At 66.5% G+C, this 20,238-nt stretch carries 19 protein-coding genes; 9 read left to right on the plus strand and 10 right to left on the minus strand.

The genetic code is table 11. The features are described 5' to 3' along the window. Positions 1 to 91 precede the first annotated feature (91 nt). From WFK98_RS09065 to WFK98_RS09085, 5 genes are all read left to right on the plus strand, one after another. A complete protein-coding gene (locus WFK98_RS09065; RefSeq protein WP_336799993.1) occupies positions 92 to 1,258 on the plus strand; it encodes a benzoate/H(+) symporter BenE family transporter in 1,167 nt (388 codons plus the stop codon). After that, positions 1,255 to 1,860: a molybdenum cofactor guanylyltransferase MobA gene (mobA, locus tag WFK98_RS09070; RefSeq protein ID WP_336799994.1), complete on the plus strand. Its 606-nt coding sequence runs from the start codon at positions 1,255 to 1,257 to the stop codon at positions 1,858 to 1,860. Before WFK98_RS09065 ends, mobA begins: the two co-directional genes overlap by 4 nt. A 133-nt stretch (positions 1,861 to 1,993) precedes the next feature. Next, a complete protein-coding gene (locus WFK98_RS09075; RefSeq protein ID WP_266337684.1) occupies positions 1,994 to 2,758 on the plus strand; it encodes a transporter substrate-binding domain-containing protein in 765 nt (254 codons plus the stop codon). Between the two features lie 75 nt (positions 2,759 to 2,833). Continuing rightward, on the plus strand, positions 2,834 to 3,544 hold the full coding sequence (locus tag WFK98_RS09080; RefSeq protein ID WP_336799995.1) for an ABC transporter permease: 711 nt from the start codon (positions 2,834 to 2,836) through the stop codon (positions 3,542 to 3,544). Further along, positions 3,541 to 4,227, plus strand: a complete 687-nt coding sequence (locus tag WFK98_RS09085; RefSeq protein ID WP_336799996.1) for an ABC transporter permease — start codon at positions 3,541 to 3,543, stop codon at positions 4,225 to 4,227. The genes WFK98_RS09080 and WFK98_RS09085 overlap by 4 nt, the downstream gene beginning before the upstream one ends. 64 nt (positions 4,228 to 4,291) lie before the next feature. Here the strand turns inward: WFK98_RS09085 and WFK98_RS09090 are convergent, their stop codons facing one another. Next, a complete protein-coding gene (locus WFK98_RS09090; protein WP_266337687.1) occupies positions 4,292 to 4,780 on the minus strand; it encodes an Lrp/AsnC family transcriptional regulator in 489 nt (162 codons plus the stop codon). Positions 4,781 to 4,897: 117 nt separating this feature from the next. Next, positions 4,898 to 5,545, minus strand: a complete 648-nt coding sequence (locus WFK98_RS09095) for a uracil-DNA glycosylase family protein (protein WP_336799997.1) — start codon at positions 5,543 to 5,545, stop codon at positions 4,898 to 4,900. A gap of 90 nt (positions 5,546 to 5,635) precedes the next feature. Between WFK98_RS09095 and WFK98_RS09100 the strand changes: the two genes are divergently transcribed. Then, a complete protein-coding gene (locus WFK98_RS09100; RefSeq protein WP_266337689.1) occupies positions 5,636 to 7,171 on the plus strand; it encodes a sensor histidine kinase in 1,536 nt (511 codons plus the stop codon). Between the two features lie 3 nt (positions 7,172 to 7,174). Here the strand turns inward: WFK98_RS09100 and cobT are convergent, their stop codons facing one another. Continuing rightward, on the minus strand, positions 7,175 to 8,200 hold the full coding sequence (gene cobT, locus WFK98_RS09105) for a nicotinate-nucleotide--dimethylbenzimidazole phosphoribosyltransferase (protein WP_336799998.1): 1,026 nt from the start codon (positions 8,198 to 8,200) through the stop codon (positions 7,175 to 7,177). A 174-nt stretch (positions 8,201 to 8,374) separates the two neighbouring features. Here cobT and cobS point away from each other — a divergent pair, with 174 nt between their 5' ends. Both cobS and WFK98_RS09115 read left to right on the plus strand, forming a co-directional pair. Beyond that, positions 8,375 to 9,178 carry an adenosylcobinamide-GDP ribazoletransferase gene (gene cobS / locus WFK98_RS09110; protein WP_336799999.1) on the plus strand — a complete coding sequence of 268 codons (804 nt, stop codon included), beginning with the start codon at positions 8,375 to 8,377 and terminating at the stop codon, positions 9,176 to 9,178. Continuing rightward, positions 9,175 to 9,351 (plus strand): DUF1289 domain-containing protein, encoded by a 177-nt coding sequence (locus WFK98_RS09115; RefSeq protein ID WP_336800000.1) that lies wholly within the window; start codon positions 9,175 to 9,177, stop codon positions 9,349 to 9,351. The genes cobS and WFK98_RS09115 overlap by 4 nt, the downstream gene beginning before the upstream one ends. A gap of 86 nt (positions 9,352 to 9,437) precedes the next feature. Here WFK98_RS09115 and WFK98_RS09120 read toward each other — a convergent pair whose 3' ends face one another. Continuing rightward, a complete protein-coding gene (locus WFK98_RS09120) occupies positions 9,438 to 10,433 on the minus strand; it encodes a bile acid:sodium symporter family protein (RefSeq protein WP_266337693.1) in 996 nt (331 codons plus the stop codon). Positions 10,434 to 10,543: 110 nt separating this feature from the next. Then, a complete protein-coding gene (gene dusA / locus WFK98_RS09125) occupies positions 10,544 to 11,551 on the minus strand; it encodes a tRNA dihydrouridine(20/20a) synthase DusA (RefSeq protein ID WP_336800001.1) in 1,008 nt (335 codons plus the stop codon). Positions 11,552 to 11,710: 159 nt separating this feature from the next. Between dusA and WFK98_RS09130 the strand changes: the two genes are divergently transcribed. Continuing rightward, positions 11,711 to 12,520 (plus strand): endonuclease/exonuclease/phosphatase family protein, encoded by an 810-nt coding sequence (locus tag WFK98_RS09130; RefSeq protein ID WP_336800002.1) that lies wholly within the window; start codon positions 11,711 to 11,713, stop codon positions 12,518 to 12,520. On the opposite strand, the gene galE is transcribed toward WFK98_RS09130, so the two are convergent. The 5 genes from galE to WFK98_RS09155 all read right to left on the minus strand — a co-directional run bounded on the left by galE (position 12,513) and on the right by WFK98_RS09155 (position 20,226). Then, positions 12,513 to 13,532 carry a UDP-glucose 4-epimerase GalE gene (gene galE, locus WFK98_RS09135; RefSeq protein WP_336800003.1) on the minus strand — a complete coding sequence of 340 codons (1,020 nt, stop codon included), beginning with the start codon at positions 13,530 to 13,532 and terminating at the stop codon, positions 12,513 to 12,515. The two genes, WFK98_RS09130 and galE, sit on opposite strands and share 8 nt — an antisense overlap. A gap of 31 nt (positions 13,533 to 13,563) precedes the next feature. After that, entirely contained in the window at positions 13,564 to 15,357 is a 1,794-nt protein-coding gene (locus WFK98_RS09140) for a calcium-binding protein (protein WP_336800004.1), read from the minus strand. A gap of 28 nt (positions 15,358 to 15,385) precedes the next feature. Then, complete coding sequence (locus WFK98_RS09145; RefSeq protein WP_336800005.1) at positions 15,386 to 16,576, minus strand: polysaccharide pyruvyl transferase family protein; 1,191 nt, start codon at positions 16,574 to 16,576, stop codon at positions 15,386 to 15,388. A gap of 66 nt (positions 16,577 to 16,642) precedes the next feature. Then, a complete protein-coding gene (locus WFK98_RS09150) occupies positions 16,643 to 17,956 on the minus strand; it encodes a glycosyltransferase family 4 protein (RefSeq protein ID WP_266337699.1) in 1,314 nt (437 codons plus the stop codon). Continuing rightward, a complete protein-coding gene (locus WFK98_RS09155; protein WP_336800006.1) occupies positions 17,953 to 20,226 on the minus strand; it encodes a hypothetical protein in 2,274 nt (757 codons plus the stop codon). The genes WFK98_RS09150 and WFK98_RS09155 overlap by 4 nt, the downstream gene beginning before the upstream one ends. Positions 20,227 to 20,238 lie beyond the last annotated feature (12 nt).

Genomic DNA, 20,238 nt, shown 5'->3' on the forward strand with positions numbered 1-20,238 from the left:
TAACAATCCAGCACAAGATTGCAATCAGGGGCTTCCTGCGATGGACTTGCGAACGGCGCCGCGGACACCCGACTTCGAAACGGACGGCGCGGTGGGACGCACGGTCGGGCTGACCCAGCCGATCGTCGCCGGCATCATCGCCTCCTTCGTCGGCTTCGCCGGTGTCTTCACCGTGGTGCTGCAGGGCTTCCTCGCCGTCGGCGCGACGCCGGCCCAGGCCGCCTCCGGCCTGCTCGCCATCTGCTTTGCGCAAGGGATTCTGTCGATCCTGCTGAGCTGGCGCTATCGCATCCCGCTCAGCATCGCCTGGTCGACGCCGGGCTCCGTTCTGTTCGCCGCCACCGGCATCATCGAGGGCGGCTTCCCGGCCGCCGTCGGCGCCTTCGTGCTCGCCGGCGCGCTAATCGTCGCCGCCGGCCTGATCAAGCCGTTCGGACGGCTCGTCTCCTCGATTCCGACGGTCCTGGCGAGCGCGATGCTGGCCGGCATCCTGCTCGGGCTCTGCCTCGCCCCGGCCAAGGCGGTCGGCCTGGAGCCCGCGCTGGCGATCCCGGTCGTCCTCGCCTGGGCCTTCGTCGGGCGTATCCGCAAGATCTGGGCGGTGCCGGCCGCCGTCGTCACCGCGGTCGCGTTGATCATCTGGACGGCGCCCACCGGCGGCTGGTCGATCGACCACATGACGCCCGACATCACGTTCGTCTGGCCCGTGTTCACGCTGCAGGGCCTGGTGTCGCTGGCGATCCCGCTCTTCATCGTCACCATGGCGTCGCAGAACCTGCCGGGCATCGCGGTCATGAAGGCGAATGGCTACGAGCCGCCCGTGCACACCGTCTTCGTCTCGACGGGCATCGCCAGCATCCTCGCCGCGCCCTTCGGCGGCCACACGATCAATTTCGCCGCAATCACCGCCGCCATGTGCGCGGGCCCCGACGCCCATCCCGATCCGGCGCGGCGCTGGGTCGCCCCTGTCGCCGGCGGCCTGTTCTATCTGGTGCTCGGCCTCGGCGCGACGCTCGCTGCCGCCCTCCTCGCGGTGGCGCCGCCGGTGCTGATCCAGGCCGCCACCGGCCTCGCTCTGCTCGGCGCCTTCGCCGGCGCGCTCGCGGGCGCCATCAGCGTCCCCGCCCACAGGGATGCGGCAATGGTGACCTTCGTGACGGCCGCATCGGGACTTTCCTTTTTCGGGATCGGTGCTGCATTCTGGGGCCTGATCGCGGGCGGAGCATTCATGCTCCTCAACAGAAAATGGAGCCGATGAGCGTCGCAGGTGTCATTCTCGCCGGAGGCAATTCGCTCCGCATGGGCCGCGAAAAGGCATTCGTCCGGCTCGGCGACAAGCCGTTGATCCAGCATGTGCTGGAGCGCTTCGCCCCGCAGGTCGCGCCGCTCGCGATCAACGCCAACGGCGACGCCGATCGCTTCGCATCCTACGCGCTTCCCGTTCTCGTCGACGACCGGCTGGATACCGGTCCGCTCGGCGGCATCCTCGCCGGCATGCGCTGGGCGGCGGCCCTGCCGGAGCGGCCGGATTTCGTCGCCACCGTGCCGATCGACTCGCCCTTCCTGCCGCGCGACCTGGTGGCGCGCCTGCTGGCGGCGCAATCCGGCCAGCCGCTGATCGCCATCGCCGCCTCGGGCGACCGCGACCACCCGGTTTTCGGTCTCTGGCCGGTTGCACTCGCCGACACGCTGGCCGGATGGCGCGCGACCGCCAGAAGCCAGGGCGTGCGCGCCTTCCTCGCCGCCTGCGGCTTCAGCGTCGTCGGCTACGACATCCCGGCCGACGGTCCGGATCCGTTCCTGAATGCGAACACGCCTTCGGAACTCGAGGCGGCGACCCGCTGGCTGCCCACGGAATAACGGCCGTTCCCCCATCTGCACGGCCAGCAGTTGCAGCCCGCCCGGAAATGGTGGGATATACGCCGAGGACGGACGCTCGCCTCTGGCGGGCAAACCGGACGCAGTAGAAAAGCGTACCTCAGAGGGAATGCACATGCGTATCGTCAAGCAGGCCGCCATTGCGGCCCTGGCCCTGATGGCCGTCACCGGCGCCGTTCAGGCCAAGGAATGGAAGAACATCCGGGTCGCCGTCGAAGGCGCCTTCCCGCCGTTCAATTTCGTCGGCGCCGACAACCAGCTCGGCGGCTTCGACGTCGATATCGCCAAGGCGATCTGCGCTCAGATGAAGGCGGAATGCACCTTCGCCGTGCAAGACTGGGACGGGCTGATCCCCGCGCTGCAGGCCGGCAAGTTCGACACCATCATCTCGTCCATGTCGATCACCGACGAGCGCAAGAAGGTCATCGACTTCTCGCGCCCCTACTACCAGTCGCCGTCCTCCTTCATCGCGCCGAAGACCGCCGGCATCAAGGACACGTCGCCCGAGGCCCTGAAGGGCAAGACGATCGGTGCGCAGTCCTCGACCGTCCAGGCGGCCGAGCTCGAGCAGAAGTACAAGGATTCCGACATCAAGCTCTATCCGACCCAGGACGAGGTCAATCTCGATCTGGTCGCCGGCCGCATCGACATGCTGTTCGTCGACAAGCTGCCGGGCCTCGACTGGCTGAAGACGGCCGACGGCGCCAATTACGAGTTCGTCGGCACGGACCTGCCCACCGATGGCGTCGGCGCCGGCGTGCGCCAGTCCGACTCAGATCTGCGCGACCAGATCTCGGCAGCCATCCTCGCCATCAAGGCGGACGGCACCTACGACAAGATCAACGCCAAGTACTTCCCCTTCTCGATCTGGAAGGACTGAGCCACGCGCCTCGCCGGGCCTCGCTGAGGTCCGGCGACCGCGCATTCTTCGCTGCACCCTTGGGGGACGGGCCGCGTGCATCTGCTGGAGTTGCTTAGTTTCGAGCCCGATGGCTGGGGCAACCAGTTGCTCGCGGGCACGTGGCTCACCATTCGCCTCGCCCTGGCGACTCTCCCCTTCGGACTGGCGCTCGGCCTGCTGATGGCGCTCGCCAAGCGCAGCAGGAACCGCTGGTGGCGCGCCTTCGGCAATGCCTACACGACGGTCTTCCGCGGCCTGCCCGAACTGCTGACGATCTTCATCGTCTATTTCGGCGGCCAGATCGTCCTGCAGAAGTTCGTCAGCCTGTTCAGCGACGCGCCGGTCGAGATCAACGGCTTCGTCGCCGGCATGGTGGCGCTCGGCGTCGTGTTTTCCGCCTATGCGTCGGAGGTCTTCCTCGGCGCCTTCAACAATATCACCCGCGGCCAGTACGAGGCGGCCTATGCGCTCGGCCTGCGGCCCGGCGCGACGCTGCGCCTCGTCATCGTGCCGCAACTCGTGCGGCTCGCCCTGCCCGGCCTCGCCAATCTCTGGCTGATCCTGCTCAAGGACACGGCGCTGGTCTCGGTGATCGCGCTCGAGGATCTCCTGCGCAAGACGCAGATCGCCGTCCGTGTCACCAAGGAGCCGTTCCTGTTCTTCGGCGTCGCCTGCCTCACCTATCTCGCGCTCTCCATGGTGTCGTCGATCGGCATCGCGGCGATCGAGCGCTGGGCCAATCGCGGCGTCAGGAGAGCGTCATGAACTGGGACGCGCTCGCCACCTACGGCCCGCGCATGCTGCAGGGCCTCGTCGTCACGCTGCAGCTGGTCGTGATCTCGATCACGCTCGGCGCGCTGCTGGCCTGGCCGGTGGCGCTGGCCCGGATGAGCCGCAGCCGCATCCTGCGCGGCCTCTCGTTCGGCTACATGTATTTCTTCCGCGGCACGCCGCTGCTGGCGCAGACCTTCCTCGTCTATTACGGCGCCGGACAGTTCCGGCCGCAGCTCGAGGCGATCGGGCTCTGGTGGCTGTTCCGCGACGCGTTCTTCTGCTGCGTGCTGACCTTCACGCTGAATACCGGCGCCTATCAGGCCGAGATCCTGCGCGGCGCCATTCGCGCCGTGCCGATCGGCCAGAGCGAAGCGGCGATGTCGCTCGGTCTTTCGCCGGGCCTCATTTTCCGCAAGATCATCGTGCCGCAGGCGCTGCTGATCGCGCTGCGCCCGCTCGGCAACGAAGTGATCCTGATGGTGAAGGGCTCCTCGGTGGCGGCGATCGTCACGGTGTTCGACCTGATGGGCGTCACCCGCCTCGCCTATTCCCGCACCTTCGATTTCCAGGTCTATCTCTGGGCGGCGGTGCTCTATCTGATCGTCGTCGAGGCCATCCGCCGGATCTGGGACAAGCTCGAGCACCGGCTGACCCGCCATCTGCGCTCCGCATAGAAAACGCGACAGGCGGAGGCCGCCCGTCGCGTTCGAAAGGCCCGCGAAGACGGTCGACAGCGACCTATGCCGTGCCCTTGTCCTTTTCGAGCGGGATGTAGTTCAAGGGCAGCGCGGTCGCATACTTGATCTGCTCCATTGCGAAGGCCGACGACACGTCGGCGATGTCGATCCGCGAAATCAGCCGCTTGTAGAACAGGTCATAGGCCTCGATATCAGGCACGACGACGCGCAGCAGATAATCGACCTGACCGCTCATGCGATAGAATTCGACCACCTCGGGAACGTCGCGGATGACCTCCGCGAACCGTTTGAGCCATTCCTCGTTGTGCTGGCTGGTGGTGATCGAGACGAACACCGTGACCTTGGCATTCACCTTCTTCGGGTCGAGGACCGCGACCCGCTTGGTGATGACGCCGTCTTCTTCCAGCTTCTGGATACGTCGCCAGCAGGGCGTCGTCGAAAGTCCGACTCGCCGACCGATTTCCGCGACAGGGATGGTGGCGTCTTCCTGCAGGATTTGCAGGATTTTTCGGTCGAGCCGATCGATCATTCAGGAATCCTCTGCCTTGGAACTCAGCGACGGAGGCAATCTTTTCTAACCAAGACTGATACCGTTGCTGAATTGAGAAAATTATTCTTCGATCAATGCTCAGATCGGCCGAGTTTGTCAACTGTGGCCGCTCAGGCGCCCGGCCACGAGGCGCCGCAAGGTCGGGATCAGATCTGCTTCGAACCACGGATGTCGCTTGATCCAGCCTGAGTTGCGCCACGAAGGATGCGGGAGCGGCAGGACCGACAGCGGCGAGGTCTCGTCGAGGATGGCACGCCAGTCGGCGACGGTCTCCGTCAGGCCGCGTCGCACGCGGCTACCGAGATGGAACTTCTGGGCGTGCAGCCCGACGGCCAGCACCAGATCGATCGCGGGCAGTTCCGCCAGCAGCGCGCTGCGCCAGGCCGGCGCGCATTCGCGGCGCGGCGGCAGGTCGCCGCCCTTGGCGTCCAGCCCCGGAAAACAGAACCCCATCGGCGCAATGGCAATCCGGCTCCCGTCATAGAATTCTGCGGAGCCGATCCCCATCCAGGCGCGAAGCCGATCACCCGACGGATCGGTGAACGGCATGCCGGAGGCATGGACGCGCGTACCAGGCGCCTGGCCGGCGATCAGGATCCGCGCCGTCGCCGAGGCGCGCACGACCGGCCGCGGCTCATGCGGCAGGGGCCGACCGAGCGGATGGTCGACGCAGATGCGACAGGCGCGGATATCCGCGAGCAGCCTATCGAGTTCCGATTTCGACGCGGCGGCAGAATTCAGCATCGGCTTAACCATGTTCATCAAGCCGGCATTAAGCATTCGAAACCCAAATTCGACAACAACCTAGAGTGCTTCCTTCCAGGAAGTCGAGAGATGCAGGGCCTGACCACAGCGACATTCGAACAGGAAGATCTGCCGCATCCGTCCGGCTGCCACGAGCGGCGGCGCGCGGCCGCTTCGGCCTGCCCGGAAGTCGCATTCAAGACCGGTGCTCCGGCCCCAGACTCGTCCGCCATCAATCGAATCCTGCTCGCCGGCTATGCCCGCACCCGGCTCCTCTGCGGCCTTGTCGGCATCGGCGCCACCCTGCTGGCCGGTTTCCTTGTCTCCGCCTGGCTACCACCGGCTTCCACCGTAGTCTGGACGGCAGTCGCGCTCTGCGCCCAGACTTTGCTGACCGTTCTCTGCCTGTGCTTCCGCAAGCCGAACGGGCTCTCGTCGCGGCTCTGGACGAGCCTGTTCGTCTTCGCCGAGTGGCTCTGCGGCCTGAGCTGGGCCTGGCTGCTGGTTCTGCTCGTTCCCGAGCAGCGCGTCGACCCCGCCGTCCTTCAGCTTGGCGTCATGCTGGCGGTGATATCGGCGGGAACTACGTTCGCCGCGGCGCTTCCCGCCGCCGCGACCGCTGCGACGGCGCCGGTGGCGCTCACCATGGTCGTGCTGTTCGCCGCGCGCCAGGCGCCGCTCTATCTGGTGCTAGCCTTCCTCGCGATCGCCACCGAAATCCTGTTCCTGTCGCTGTCGCAGCGCCTGCATCGCTCGCTCCGCAACGGCGTCGCCGATCGCACCGAACGCGCGCGGCTGACCGGCGAACTGACGGCGGCACGGGCTGCCGCAGCGCATTCGCTGCGGATCGCCGACGAGGCCAACCGGGTTCGATCCCGCTTCCTGGCGACCGTCAATCACGAACTACGCACGCCGCTCAACGCCATTCTCGGCTTCTCCGAGGTGATGAAGAACGAAGTGCTCGGGCCGATGCAGAACGGCACCTATCGCGACTATGCCGCAGACATCCACGCAAGCGGCAGCCATCTGCTGGCGCTGATCGACGAGGTCCTCGACTTTTCCGGGATCGAGGCCGGTCGCTACGAGCGGGAGGAGATCCCGGTTGATCTCGCCGAAATCGCTGCCTCCTGCGAAGCGACGGTCGCGGCCCGCGCTCTCGAGCGAGGCCAGAGGCTCACCGTCGAGGCCGAACCCGATCTGCCGAAGCTCCGCGCGGATCCGCGCGGCCTCCGACAGATTCTGCTTCACCTGCTTTCTAACGCCGTGAAGTTCGCGCCGGCGGATGGCGAAATCACCGTTCGCGTCGGCTGGACGGCGGGCGGCGGCCAGTATGTTTCGGTCAGCGATAACGGCCCCGGCATCCCGGCAGCCGAGCTCGCCACCGTGCTCTCGCCGTTCGGCCGGGGCGACCACCCGGTGCGGATGGCAACGCCGGGATTGGGGATGGGCCTGCCGATCGCCGCCGCGATCACCGCGCTGCATGGCGGCAGGTTCGAGCTCCGCTCGGTCCTAGGCGAGGGCACGACGGCCCTTGCCACCTTCCCACGCTCGCGCGTCCTCGTGCCGGAACCGATGGCAGCGGCCGAGCGCGAGGGCAATGTGCTCCTCTGGCGCTCGGCGAGCTGAGCCTCAGCCCTTCTCGGATACGCCGGCCTGGGCGAAGGTCGCCATGCCGGTGTGGATCTCCGCCGCCGCCTTGACCAGGCCAGCCGCCATCGCGGCGCCGGTGCCCTCGCCGAGCCGCATGCCGAGATCGAGCAGCGGGGTCTTGCCCATCGCCGCCAGAAGCTTCGCATGCGGCGGCTCCGCCGAGACATGGCCGAACTGGCAATGGTCCAGCGACGCCGGATCCATCTTGTAGAGCACCGCGGCAGCAGCCGTCGCGACATAGCCATCGACGATCACCGGGATGCGGCTCATGCGGGCGGCGAGGATGGCGCCGGCCATGGCGGCGAGCTCGCGGCCGCCGAGACGGCGCAGCACTTCGAGCGGATCGCCGAGATGGGACGCATGCAGTTCCAGAGCCGCGTCGATCGCGGCGGCCTTGCGCGCCAGTCCCTCGGAGTCGACGCCGGTTCCCGGTCCGACCCAGTCGCGGCCCGTGCCGCCGAACAGGCCGGCGGCAACGGCGCCGGCGACCGTCGTGTTGCCGATGCCCATCTCGCCGATCGCCAGGAGGTCGATGCCGCCGGCGGTCGCCTCCATGCCGAAAGCCATGGTGGCGGCGCATCCGGCCTCGTCGAGCGCCGGCTCCACCGTGATGTCGCGGGTCGGGATGTCGAGGGCGAGGTCGAACACCTTCAGCCCGAGATCGTAGACGATGCAGATCTGGTTGATCGCGGCGCCACCGGCAGCGAAATTCTCGACCATCTGCTGGGTGACGCTGGCGGGATAGGCGGAGACGCCACGCGCGGCGACACCATGATTGCCGGCGAAGATCGCCACGAGCGGCCGCGTGACGGCGGGGCGCGCCCTGCCCTGCCAGCCGCCGAGCCATTCCGCCAGTTCCTCGAGCCGGCCGAGCGAACCCGCCGGCTTGGTCAGCTGCGCGTCACGGGCTCGAATGGCGAGCACCGCCGCTTCATCGCGTCCCGGCATCTCGTCGAAGAGAGCGCGGATGTCGTCGAAGGGAAGTCCGGAGGCAGAGCGGGCCATGCGTATCTCGGCTTTTGGTGCGGGGTGGGAGGAAGCGGCACGCCTGGCGAGACGCACACCGGGTGAGACTCTTGGCGGCCGGCCGCGCGGCGATCTATAACCCTCCACCAGCGTACCGCAAGCACCGATGAGGCTGAGTCGGTGCGGCTATCCGCCGACCCGAGGGCAATTCCCATGACGGACGACCCGTATCCGACCCTGTTTCGCGCGTCCCTCTCCGAACTCGCGGCGGCGACAGCCTTCCTGACGCGCCTGCCGGCGACCTGGCTCGGGGTAGCGTCGGACCGTCGACCCGATTTCACGGTCGCGGCCCGCGCCTTCCCCGGTGTCGGGCTCATCGTCGGACTGGTCGGCGCCATTGCCCTGCTGCTCGCCCACGCGCTCGGCCTGCCGCTCCTGGCATCGGCTGCGGTCTCGCTGGCGGCGACCATCGCGCTCACCGGCGCGCTGCATGAGGACGGTCTCGCGGATACGGCAGACGGCTTCGGCGGTGGCACGACGGCGACCCGCAAGCTCGAGATCATGCGCGACAGCCGGATCGGCACCTTCGGCGCCGTCGCCCTCGTCCTGTCGCTGCTGCTGCGTGCCACCCTGCTCGCCAATCTGCTTCCCTACGGCGCCTGGCCCGTCGCCACCGCGCTCGTTGGAGCCGAAATCGTTAGCCGCGCAGCCATCGTCCACCTCTGGGCGGCGCTGCCACCGGCACGCTTCGAGGGTCTCGCCAGCGCCACCGGAAGGCCGTCGCGCGACACCAGCCTGACCGCAATCGCCATCGCCGTGGTAGCCGCTCTGGTCTGCGGCGCCATCGGCACCGGCATCTTTCCGGTCGTCGTCGCTCTCGTCGTCGCCGGGCTCGTGACCTATGCCTTCCAGTTCCTCTGCGCCTCGCAGATCGCCGGCCAGACGGGCGACACGCTCGGCGCCGCGCAGCAGATCGCGCTCGTCGCCTATCTGATAGCGATCGTCGCGGCGACATGATCTCGCCCTGCATCAGCGTCTGCGTTCTCGATCCGCAATCCGAGCTCTGCGAGGGCTGCGGCCGCTCGCTTGACGAGATCAGCCAGTGGTCGCGGATGACGGAGGATGAGCGCCGGGCTGTGATGCAGCGGCTGGCCGACAGGCCGGAAAGGCACGCCAGGGCGGACGCCTGACGCGCAGGCCCTGCCCCTCAGGATGCCCCCAAGAAAACGGCCGCCAATGGCGGCCGTTTCGTATTCCTAACCCCAAAGGAGCGCCATCAAGCCGTGGCGTGCGCCTCGGCAGCGGCGCGGCGGCCTTCCCGATTGGCCAGCACGCTGACGATCAGCAGCTGGAAGAAGTGATAGAGCATGATCGGCGCGATGATCAGGCCGAGCGCCGGCGAGCCGGAGAACATCAGCTTGGCCAGAGGCACGCCGGTTGCCAGTGACTTCTTAGAGGCGCAGTAGAGACAGGCAATGGTGTCGGCGCGGTTCAGGCCCATCATGCGGCACGGGATCATCATCAGGCCGTAGATGATGAAGAACAGCGCAATCACGCCGACGATGATCGCAACGATCAGGCTGACGTCATGGCCGGCCCAGACCCCTTCAACGATCGAGTCGGAGAAGGAGTTGTAGACGATCGCCAGGATGATGGCGCGGTCGGCGAGACGGATCGCCTTGATGTTGCGCGTCGCCCAAGCATAGAGCCAATGACGGGCGATCTGTCCAATGATAATCGGCAGCAGCACCAGCAGCACGATCTTGCCAATAACCGGCAGAAGCGGCATGCCGACGCCGGTCGACGACAGGAACCATGCCATCAGGAGCGGCGTCGCGAACACGCCGATCAGGCTTGACAGCGTCGCGTTGAAGATCGCGACCGGGACGTTGCCGCGCGCCAGCGACGTCATGGCAACGGAGGACGACACGGTCGACGGCAGCGCCGCGAGATAGAAGAAGCCGATCCACACTTCCTCGGGAACAAAGCCCTTGAGCGGCGTACCGAGCACCAGGACGACGATCGGGAACAGCACGAAGGTACAGAGCTGGACGGCGATGTGGACCCGCCAGTGGCGGATGCCGGCGTGCATGCGCTCGGGCGCAAGGGTCAGGCCGTAGAGGAAGAAGATCACCGCCACGCCGTAGGTCGCGATGGCATCCATGTGCAGAACGCCACCGGACTCGCCGGGCCCGGGAACGGCGATCGCTGCGAGGACCACGAGGACCAACGCAATCAGAAAGCCGTCGATCGTGAAACCGCGGATCGTCATATCGGGAGTGCTTTCATTGCAGGCGAGAATCCGCCGGAGCGGATGGGTATGCCATCCATACCGAGCCGTGCCGCCGCGATAAAGACACTTGGTGACACAGCACTTTCGCCTCAGGCGGCCGCATTGGCCGCGACCGAGGCAGCAATGTCGTCGACCGCATCCATGGCGCGATGGAACACGTCGATGCCGACATGGCGCCCGGCACCTTCGACCGTCAGGATCTGGCGGAAACGCCGCGCACCCGGCCGGCCGTGATAGAGCCCAAGCATGTGCCGGGCCATGTGGCTGACCGGCGTCCCGGCCGCGATCTGCGCCTCGATATAGGGCAGCATCGCCTCCAGGATCGCGCGCGGCTCAGGATCGACCCGATCGATGCCGTAGATCCGGCGATCGGCGGCTGCGAGCATCTCGGGTTCCTGATAGGCGGCGCGGCCGATCATGACGCCGTCGACATGGACGAGATGCCGCTCGGCCTCGTCGAGCGTCTTGATGCCGCCATTGATGCCGATGAAGAGATCCGGCAACCGCGCCTTCAACCGATAGACCCGGTCATAATCAAGCGGGGGGATATCGCGGTTTTCCTTCGGCGACAGGCCCTGCAGCCAGGCCTTGCGCGCGTGCACCCAGAGCGCATCGACCCCGGCCGCGACCACGAGATCCGCGAGCGTGTCGAGCGCGATCTCCGGATCCTGATCGTCCACGCCGATGCGGCACTTGACGGTAACCGGGATTGAGACGGCCGCCTTCATCGCGGCGACGCAATCGGCGACCCGCTGCGGCTCGCGCATGAGGCAGGCGCCGAACGTTCCGGACTGGACCCGGTCCGACGGGCAGCCGACATTCAGGTTGATCTCGGCATAGCCGTATTCGGCGCCGATCCGCGCCGCGTCCGCGACCTTTGCCGGATCTGAGCCACCGATCTGCAGCGCGACCGGCTGTTCGGCCGGATCGAACTCGAGCAGCCTCTGCCGGTCGCCATGCAGGATCGCCTCGGCGACGACCATCTCCGAATAGAGCAGCGCTTCCTTCGACAGCAGCCGGTGGAAATAGCGGCAATGCCGATCCGTCCAATCCAGCATCGGCGCGACGGAAAGCTTATGTCTTTGATATTGCGTCATGTTTATGAGTCTTGCCGAAAATCGGGCGTGCTTGTCCCTCTCTATAGGCGATCTCGGCACCGTTTGGCCAATTGGCGCAGCGGTCGCCCTGCCCGGCCGTGACCCGGACCGGCGCCGATGCTATGCCTCGACATTCATGCATCAGGAAGGTTTCCCACTATGACGCTGCGCGTCGTTTCGCTGAATGCCTGGGGCGGCAAGTTGCATGCGCCGCTCATGCGCTATCTCGCGAACGTCGAGGCCGACATATTCTGCCTGCAGGAGATAGTCCGCACGCCGGCCGCGCATTCCGACTGGCTCGAATATCGCGACGGCGAACACATCCTGCCGCAGCGAACCCATCTGTTCGAGGAAATCCAAGCGATCCTGCCGCATCATGACGGCATGTTCTCGCCGACCGCGCGCGGCGAACTGTTCGACGGCGCCGGCACCGTGCCGTCGGAATTCGGGCTGGCGACCTTCGTCCGCGCCTCGCTGCCGATCATCGGCCAGGCAATGGACTTCATCCACGGCGCCTTCTCGCCCCATGGCTGGGGACCGCATCCAAGGGGCCGCAACGCGCATGGCGTGCGGCTCTACAGCTATGACGACGACTTTCCGGTGACGGTCTTCCAGTTGCACGGGCTGCGCGACAGGAACGGCAAGGGCGACACGCCGGCGCGGGCGGCACAGGCCGAAGCGTTGCTGCGGCTGATCGAACGCCTCTGGCACCGCGGCGAAAGGCTGATCGTCTGCGGCGACCTCAACCTGCTCCCCGACAGCAACACCTTCGAGGTGCTGAGCCGGCTCGGGCTCGTCGACCTGGTCACGAGCCGGGGCTTCACGAGCACGCGCACGTCCCACTACGAGAAGGACGGCCGTTTCGCCGACTACATGCTGGTGACGCCGAACGTCGAGGTAGTCCGGTTCGACGTCGTCGCCGAACCGGAAGTCTCCGACCACTGCGCGCTGCGGCTCGACTTCAGATAGCGAGCGCCAGCTTGCGCGGCGCAACCGTCTGGGCGTTCTGCTGCAAGGCCAGTTCCCAGCGCAGGGCGTCGGCGACGATCTGGTCGAGCTGGTCGCGCGCCGGCTTGAAGCCGAGACGCGAGCGGATCAAGTCCGTCGCCGCCACCAGCGACGGCGGGTCGCCCGCGCGGCGGGGCGCCAGGCGAACGTCGAACTCGACGCCCGAGACACGCTTGACCGCCTCGATCACCTCCAGCACCGAGAAGCCGCGGCTATAGCCGCAGTTCAGCGTCAGGCTCTCACCGCCCGCCTCCAGGTGATCGAGCGCCAGCATGTGGGCGGCGGCGAGATCGCTGACATGGATGTAGTCGCGCACGCAGGTGCCGTCCGGCGTCGGGTAGTCCTGGCCGAAGACGTCGAGGTGGCTGCGCTGGCCCAGCGCCGCCTGGCAGGCGAGCTTGATCAGATGCGTGGCGCGTGGGAAGGACTGGCCCGAGCGGCCCTGCGGATCGGCGCCGGCGACATTGAAATAGCGCAGCACGATCGAGCGGATGTCATGCGCCGCCACCGTGTCGCGCAGCATCCATTCCGTCATCAGCTTCGAGGCGCCATAGGGCGAGATCGGCTGCATCGCCGACGTCTCGCTGATCGGGCTCACGGCCGGCTCGCCATAGACCGCGGCAGTCGACGAGAAGATGAAGTTGCGAACCCCACCTTCGACGGCGGCCGCGATCAGGGCCCGCGACTTGACGGTGTTGTTGAAGTAGTAGCCGAGCGGATTGGTGACAGAATCCGGCACGACGATCGAGCCGGCGAAATGCACGATCGCGGTGACGTCGAATTCGCGGATGAGGCGCTTCAGCAGCGCCTCGTCGCCGCAATCGCCCCGCACCAGCGGCACGCCGTCCGGCACCTGGCCGACGAAGCCGGTCGAGAGATCATCGAGGACAAGAGTATCGCGCCCCGCGTCGGCGAGCGCCAAGACCATGTGACTGCCGATATATCCGGCGCCACCGGTGACGAGAACGGTCATTCGGTGTTCCTGCTGTTGGGCTTGAGGGTGATCATGAATAGAAGCTCATCTGGTCCGGCCCGATCTCGGCGAGGGTGACGTTCTCGATCAGGAAGCCGCTGCCGAAGCCGAAATCGACATGCACGCCCTCAGCCGTGTCGTAGGCATGGGCGAGGAAGCCGGAATAGTTGGCGAAGGCGCGCCCCGAGACCGGCTGGAAATAGAGGTGGTCGCCCTCGGCGACGCTGAAGTCGGTGATGCGGTCGAACCCTTCGTCATACTGGCCGTCGAAGATGAAGGTATCCGCGCCGGCGCCGCCCGTGAGCGTGTCATCGCCGCGCGCGCCGCGCAGCCGGTCGTCGCCATCGTCGCCGAACAGCTGGTCGCTGGCGCGGCCGCCGTGCACCGTGTCGTTGCCGGTGCCGCCATGGAAGGTGACGACGCCCGCCGTCGACAGCATCTGCACATAGTCGTCGCCGCTGCCGCCGACGATGTCGAAATCAACGACGTGCAGGGTGCCGTTGGGCCCGTAATCCGGCCCAAACAGCGTCAGCTTCTCGATGTTCTGGAACGTGCCCCCGGTCGAGGTCGTGCCGGCCTGCATGTCGATCCAATACGATCCGGAGCTCGGCGTCTTGATCTGCAGCGTGTCGACGCCGTCGCCGCCATCGATCCAGTCCGGATTCATGTCGTTCATGTAGATCGTGTCGTTGCCGGCCCCGGCATTGATGCGGTCATAGCCGCCGCGCCCATTGATGAGGTCGTCGCCGGCACCACCATGAATGACATTCGAGCCGGAATCGCCGGCAAGCACGTCGTTGTAGTTGCTGCCCCAGATGTCTTCGATAGAGACCAGCACGTCGCCATGGGCGAAGCCGCCGACCTGGCTCGCCCGCTCGAGACTGACGTCGACGCCGGCGGTCGAGCCGCCATAGTCGACGCGGTCGCGCCCCTCGCCGCCATCCAGCCGATCGGCTCCCGCGCCGCCATCCAGCACGTCGTTGCCGTCGCCGCCCATCAGCCAGTCGGCGCCCTTGCCGCCATGCAGAACGTCATTGCCGCCATAGCCGCGCAGCTCATCATCGCCGCTGCCGCCAAGCAGAAGGTCGTTGCCCGAGGCGCCCGAGACGTAGAACTTCTCGACATTGACGATCTTGCTGCCGATCTCGCCCCAGGGCCGAACATCGATGGTCACGTCGCCGTCGGAATCGACGGCGTCGATCGAAACGGCGTCGTAACCATCGCCACCATCGATCCAGGCGAAATCGATCCGCGCCGAAAAGGTGTCGTCCCCCGCGCCCCCGAGCATCACGGTGCCCGGGTTGGCCGGCCCGGCCAGATTGTAGAGGACGTCCTGCCAGAGATGGTCGTTGCCGTCGCCACCATCCATGAAGTCCGCGCCACCAAAGCCGCCGAGATCGTCATTGCCCGCCCCGCCGATCAGGATGTCGTCGCCAGCCGTTCCGAAGGCGATGTCGTCATGGATCGAGCCCATGAACTCCAACCGCTCGAAGCCGGTAGCCAGTTCGCCATCGAGCGCGACATAGTCGCCATCGTCGACGAGCGACAGATCTCCATTCGGCTGATGCCAGACGATGAAGCCGGGGCCGTCGGCCGCATCGGCGCGAAATTCCGTCGCGTCGACGACGAGCGTGTCGAAGCCGCCGCCTCCGAGCGCGGAGGAGACGCTCGACACGACGATGCGATCGTCGCCGGCGCCACCCTCGATGTGGTCGAGCCCGCCATTGCCGTGGATGATGTCGTCGCCGTCCTCACCGAATAGACTGTCGGCCCCGGCGGTGCCGTAGATCGTATCGTTGCCGGGTGTTCCGTGAACATCGACCATGACTAGATCCTCCCCTCGCCTGTCCTCGTCAGGCAACCCTGAGCATGCCGGCGTCCGTCTTCTTCGCGGACCGGTCGACCAGCTTGTTGTCGATCCTGTTCTCGATCAGGAATTTGCGTGTTTCGTCATAGACGTTGCCCCAGGCCGCGTTGAACGCATCGAAGCGCCATTGCTCCCAATAGTCCTCGAGCACGAAAGCGCTGTTGCCGAAGACGTCGTAACTCGGGATCCGGTAGGTCTCGGCGAACTCGGCGGTACGGCTGTCATAGGTGAAGTAGATCGACGGCACGCCGTTCGCGAGCGCCATCAAATTGCCGTGCAGCCGGTAGCCGAGCACCAGGTCCTGCTGGCGGACGAGCGCTTCATAGTCGGCGACGACATCCGAATAGAACAGCCGCTCGCGATAGAGCCGCTCCATCGCCTCGTCGAAATACCATCGCGACGCCCAGCCGTCCGCGCGAAGCGAGGCGATCGCCTCCTCCTTCTGCGCGTCCGTCCCGAAGACGAGCTTCTTCTCCTCCACCTCGCCCTGCGCCATCAGCACGGAATCGAAACGGCCGGCGAGCGACTTCACCAGGTCGCGATGGAACGTCAGATAGCGCTCGATATCCTGCGCATAGGCCGGCGAAACCTCGCGTCGGAGCGTGATGCCGATCTTCTGGATGTCGGCGAGCGGCCCCAGCTTGATGCTAAGGTTCGGATCGAGCCGTCGGAAGGCCGTCGGGCAACCGACGATCCGGACATTGTCGATGCCGAGGTCGCCGAGAACTTCCGCAGAGAATGCACCGCGCACGCCGATCGACGTGCTCAGGTCGGCAATGACCCGCAGCACCTCCTTGGTCGCCTCGGAAAGTTCCATCCGCCCCTTGACCGGAGCCTGTGCGCCGATGCCGAAAGCAAGGACCGGCAGGCCCAGCTTCTTCAGCACGGCGGCGGCATCGTGCCATTCCATCTCGCCGTGAATGTAGTTCGAGCCGCGCAGCAGGACGTAATCGTATTCGTCGCGCAGCCGATCAAGACTGGACCAGTCCGGATTGTCGATCTCGAGAACGCCGATCTTGTCGAAGCTCAGCACCTTCAGCGAGGAATCGAAGACGAACGCGTCTCCGATGTTGTGATAGCGATCGATGGAGCGCTGTATGTTCTGGTACTGGTACCAGCGTACCGAGTCGTGATCATAGATCTCACCGGATGGGATCATTACCAGCAATCGTGCCATATCGGCCTCCTCCTTATCCCCCCAGGGATATTCCGCGCCTGTCTCGGGCGGTTTGCGCGCGATCGCTCACGCGCGTTCGAGTTGGCCGGCCTCGGCGTCATGCGCATGGGCATGGCGATCGAGAACGGCGCGATAGAGAGCGAGATGCTGCTCGGCGCAATCGACATGGCCGAGCGGGCGACGCATCGTGCCGCGCAGGCTCTCCCACACCTGACCGTTTGACAGCACGTCGACGAACCGATCGGCGAGGTCCTCGGGCGAGCCGACGCGGAAGTGCAGTCCGTCCTGCCCGTTCCGCACCTTCTCGGCCATGCCGCCGATGTTGCTGCAGAGCAGCGGGCGGCCGTGGAACAGCGCCTCCTGGATGACGACCGGCGAGTTCTCCCACCAGATCGACGGCACGACGACCCAGTCGACCGTCTGCATCAACTCGGGGAGCTCGCTGTTCTGGTAGGAGCCGTAGAAGCGAACCCGGCTGCCGGCGTCCTCGATCAGCTTCCGCATGCGCGCCTGGAACTCGGGCGGCTGGAATTCGAGGTTGGCGCCGAAAATCATCAGGCGGGAATCCTCGCCCCAAACCCGTTCCGGCACGCGCGCGACCGCGTCGATCAGCACGTCGACGCCCTTGAATGGCGTCATCTGGCCGAAGAACGCGAAACGGCTGCGGCGCTGCTCCGCGCCGGGCAGGACCCGCGGCGGCGCCGGCTCGGTCATGGCCAGGCCATTCTCGATGACGAAGAGCTTGTCCGGCGACAGGCCCCAGGCGGCGTAGCGCTCGGCGAGAAAGCGGCTCGGCGAGACATAGACATCTGCAAGCTCAAGCATCGAGCGCACGAAGCGCTCTCGCTTCAGGAAGCCGGCCGGCGCGATGTCCGGAAAGCAGCTGTGGCAATCGGTCGGCGACGCGCGCCGGCAGAGCTGGTTGCTCCTGGTCTTCACCATCTGGCCGTGATGGTGGCAGATCGACAGGAACTCATGGAAGGTGACGATAATCGCCGCATCGGGAAGCGCCTCGCGCACCGCATAGAGCGCTTCGAGGCCGAGCCCGAGGATGTGGTGGAAATGCACAACGTGCGGATTTATGTCGCGAACGAAACGCACGAGGTCGCGACGGATATCATCGGTGTTGCGGTTCGACAGATAGAAATGATCGAAATCGTCGCTGTGGAACAGGATGTCCGACGCGCTTTGGCGCAGGCTCATCAGCGCCGTGCCGGAATGGCGCGGCGTGGGTGAACCGACCCGCGCAAGATAGACGGATTTGACCCCCGCCAGCGCGTTCAGGCCCTTGTGCAGGTTATGCGAGGCGATCTCGCCGCCACCGAGCGACAGGCTCGGATGACCGTGGCTGATGACAAGGACACGAAGATTCTCGGTCATGCGGCCTCCGCATGCGCCATGGCGGTGAGAGTTTCCGCCCAGCGGGCATTGAAGACAGCCCTGTCGACGCTACGGGCATGCATCTCCCAGGGATTGACGCTGTCGGCCGGCGCCTCGGCGCCCAGCACGCGCACGCCGGGCAGCCACCAGGCCTTCAGCCCGGCCTTGGCGAGGCGCAGTGCGAGATCGAGGCCCTTCTCGCGATTGCCGAGATAGCCGTAGCCCTCCTGGCCGAGGCTCGCCATCGCCGCCTTCGACAGGATGCAGCATTCGAGATTGGCGGCCGGCGTCGCGGCGGGGGTGATCGCGTCGAGCGTCGCGGCGGGGTAGCCGACATAGTTCTCGGCGAGGCCGCCCTCCTCGCTTGACAGCCGATAGCCGGCCCAGCGGATGGAGTCGTCCTCGTAGATCAGGGCGGGCGAGATGATCGAGAGGGCGTCCTGCTCCAGATGCGCGGCGCGCAGACGTCCGAGCCAGCCGCGCTCGGCCGGCACCAGGGCGGCCGAGAACAGCACCACGCGATCGGTCCTGGCGACATCGGCGCCGACGATCAGGGCATCGAATACATCCGAGAAGGCGCTGACCCCAACCAGGTCGATCGACAGGCCGTAGAAGTCAGCGAGCCGGCGGATTTCGCCGCGCAGTTCGGCGATCGTCTGCTCGGGACCGGCGAGCACGATTGGCGCCGTCCGGATCTGTGGGTCGAGCGCCATCAGGGCGATCAGCGTCGTGGCATCCGCCGTTTGTCCGTCGAGCCCGATCACCAGCGTCGTATCCGCGCCGCCCGGGCTCGGCACGCCGACATGCTCGATGCCCTCGACTCCGGCCGGTTTAGTCGCCGCCGACGCCACCAACGGAATGAGCTGCCGCTCGACGATCTCCGAGACGGAGATGGCGCGGGCGCTGATCGACTTCAGCTGGCGGGTGACAGCTTCGCGATAGGAAACCCGCTTCGGTACGACCGGCAGGTAGGCCGGCGGCGCGTGCGGAATGACGAACTCGATGTAAACGGGAGCGCTGCCGTCGGGATCGAAATCCGGCACGAACGCCACGAAGCCATGACCGTGCCGATCGGGGTCGAGCTGCGACAGGAAGGGCGCCTTGCCATCGAAAGCGCGCGTGACATCCGGCCGATCCGTCCGGCTCCAGACCGGCTTCAGGTCGACGGAAGCCTGCCGGCGGCGCAGCCTGATCGCACCGACGCGATGGTCGGGATCGAGCAGCCAGCCGCTGATCAGCAGGCCGCCCTGTTCGATGCGCAGCGCGTGATCGATCGCCATCCTCACAGGAAGGGCGAGAGAGGAAACCGTGTCGAGGCCTTCGTAACGATAGGCCGCATCCCGCAAACGGCCGATGACCTCGGCCGGACCGCGCAGTTTTGGCAGGATGGCGCGGGCGTAGCCGGGCGTATCGCGGGGCGAAGCCAGAAGCCGCTGTTCATAGACATCGGCATAGCGCCAGCCGTCGCGGCTGCGCACATAGACGCGCTGCATGCCGAAGGGATCGATCGGCTCAGGCGCGACCAGCACGGCCGCGAAGCCCTTGCCGCTATTGTTCAGATCCTGGCGGTCAAAGGCGGCGGCGGTGCACTCGGCGATCTGCGGCGTGGCTCCGCCGATCAGCACGCGGCTGACGCCCGGCATCATCTCCTGCGACCATCCCTGCAGATAGACGTCGCCATCCTCGAAAGCGCCGATGATCTCGATGAAGCCGTCCGCCTTGGCGCCGGCCTCGACGAGCGCGGTCATCGCCGCAAGTTTGCGCCGGCTTATCGGCCCCTGACTCAGCATGCCGACGATGGCATCGACCACCGCCGGCGTGCCGGGTCCGGCAAGATCGCCGATGGTGGCAGCGAGCGCGGCCGGCCGCATCAGGTCCGGCAGCACGCGGTAGGAAAGGGCGCGCCCCTGCCCGCGAAACGTCACGGCGTTCAGCCGCTGCCCCTTCAGCGGACCGGTGAAGACGAGCGCCACGAAACCATGCGAGGCCCGCCCCTTGCTGTCGACGAGAGGCCAGCTCACGACCGGCGCCTTGCCCGGCAGAGTCGGATCGGCGTTGAGCATGATCGGCTGCGCGCCGCTCAACGACGGGCCGGAGCCAAGGATGAGGACGAGCGTCTCGTTGATCGGGCATGCGATCGCGGTCTCGACCTTCGGCTGGGCGGTCGCCTCCCGGCGGTGCGATCCGCCCGGCGTCCCCTTGGTCGTGGCGCCCGGCTCCTTGGGAGTTGCCTCCACCGAGCCAGGTTCTTCATCGCCGCGATAGATCATTCGCTTCCGGTC

This window comes from Kaistia sp. MMO-174 (genome assembly GCF_037147815.1).
Classification (GTDB): Bacteria; Pseudomonadota; Alphaproteobacteria; order Rhizobiales; family Kaistiaceae; genus Kaistia; species Kaistia nematophila.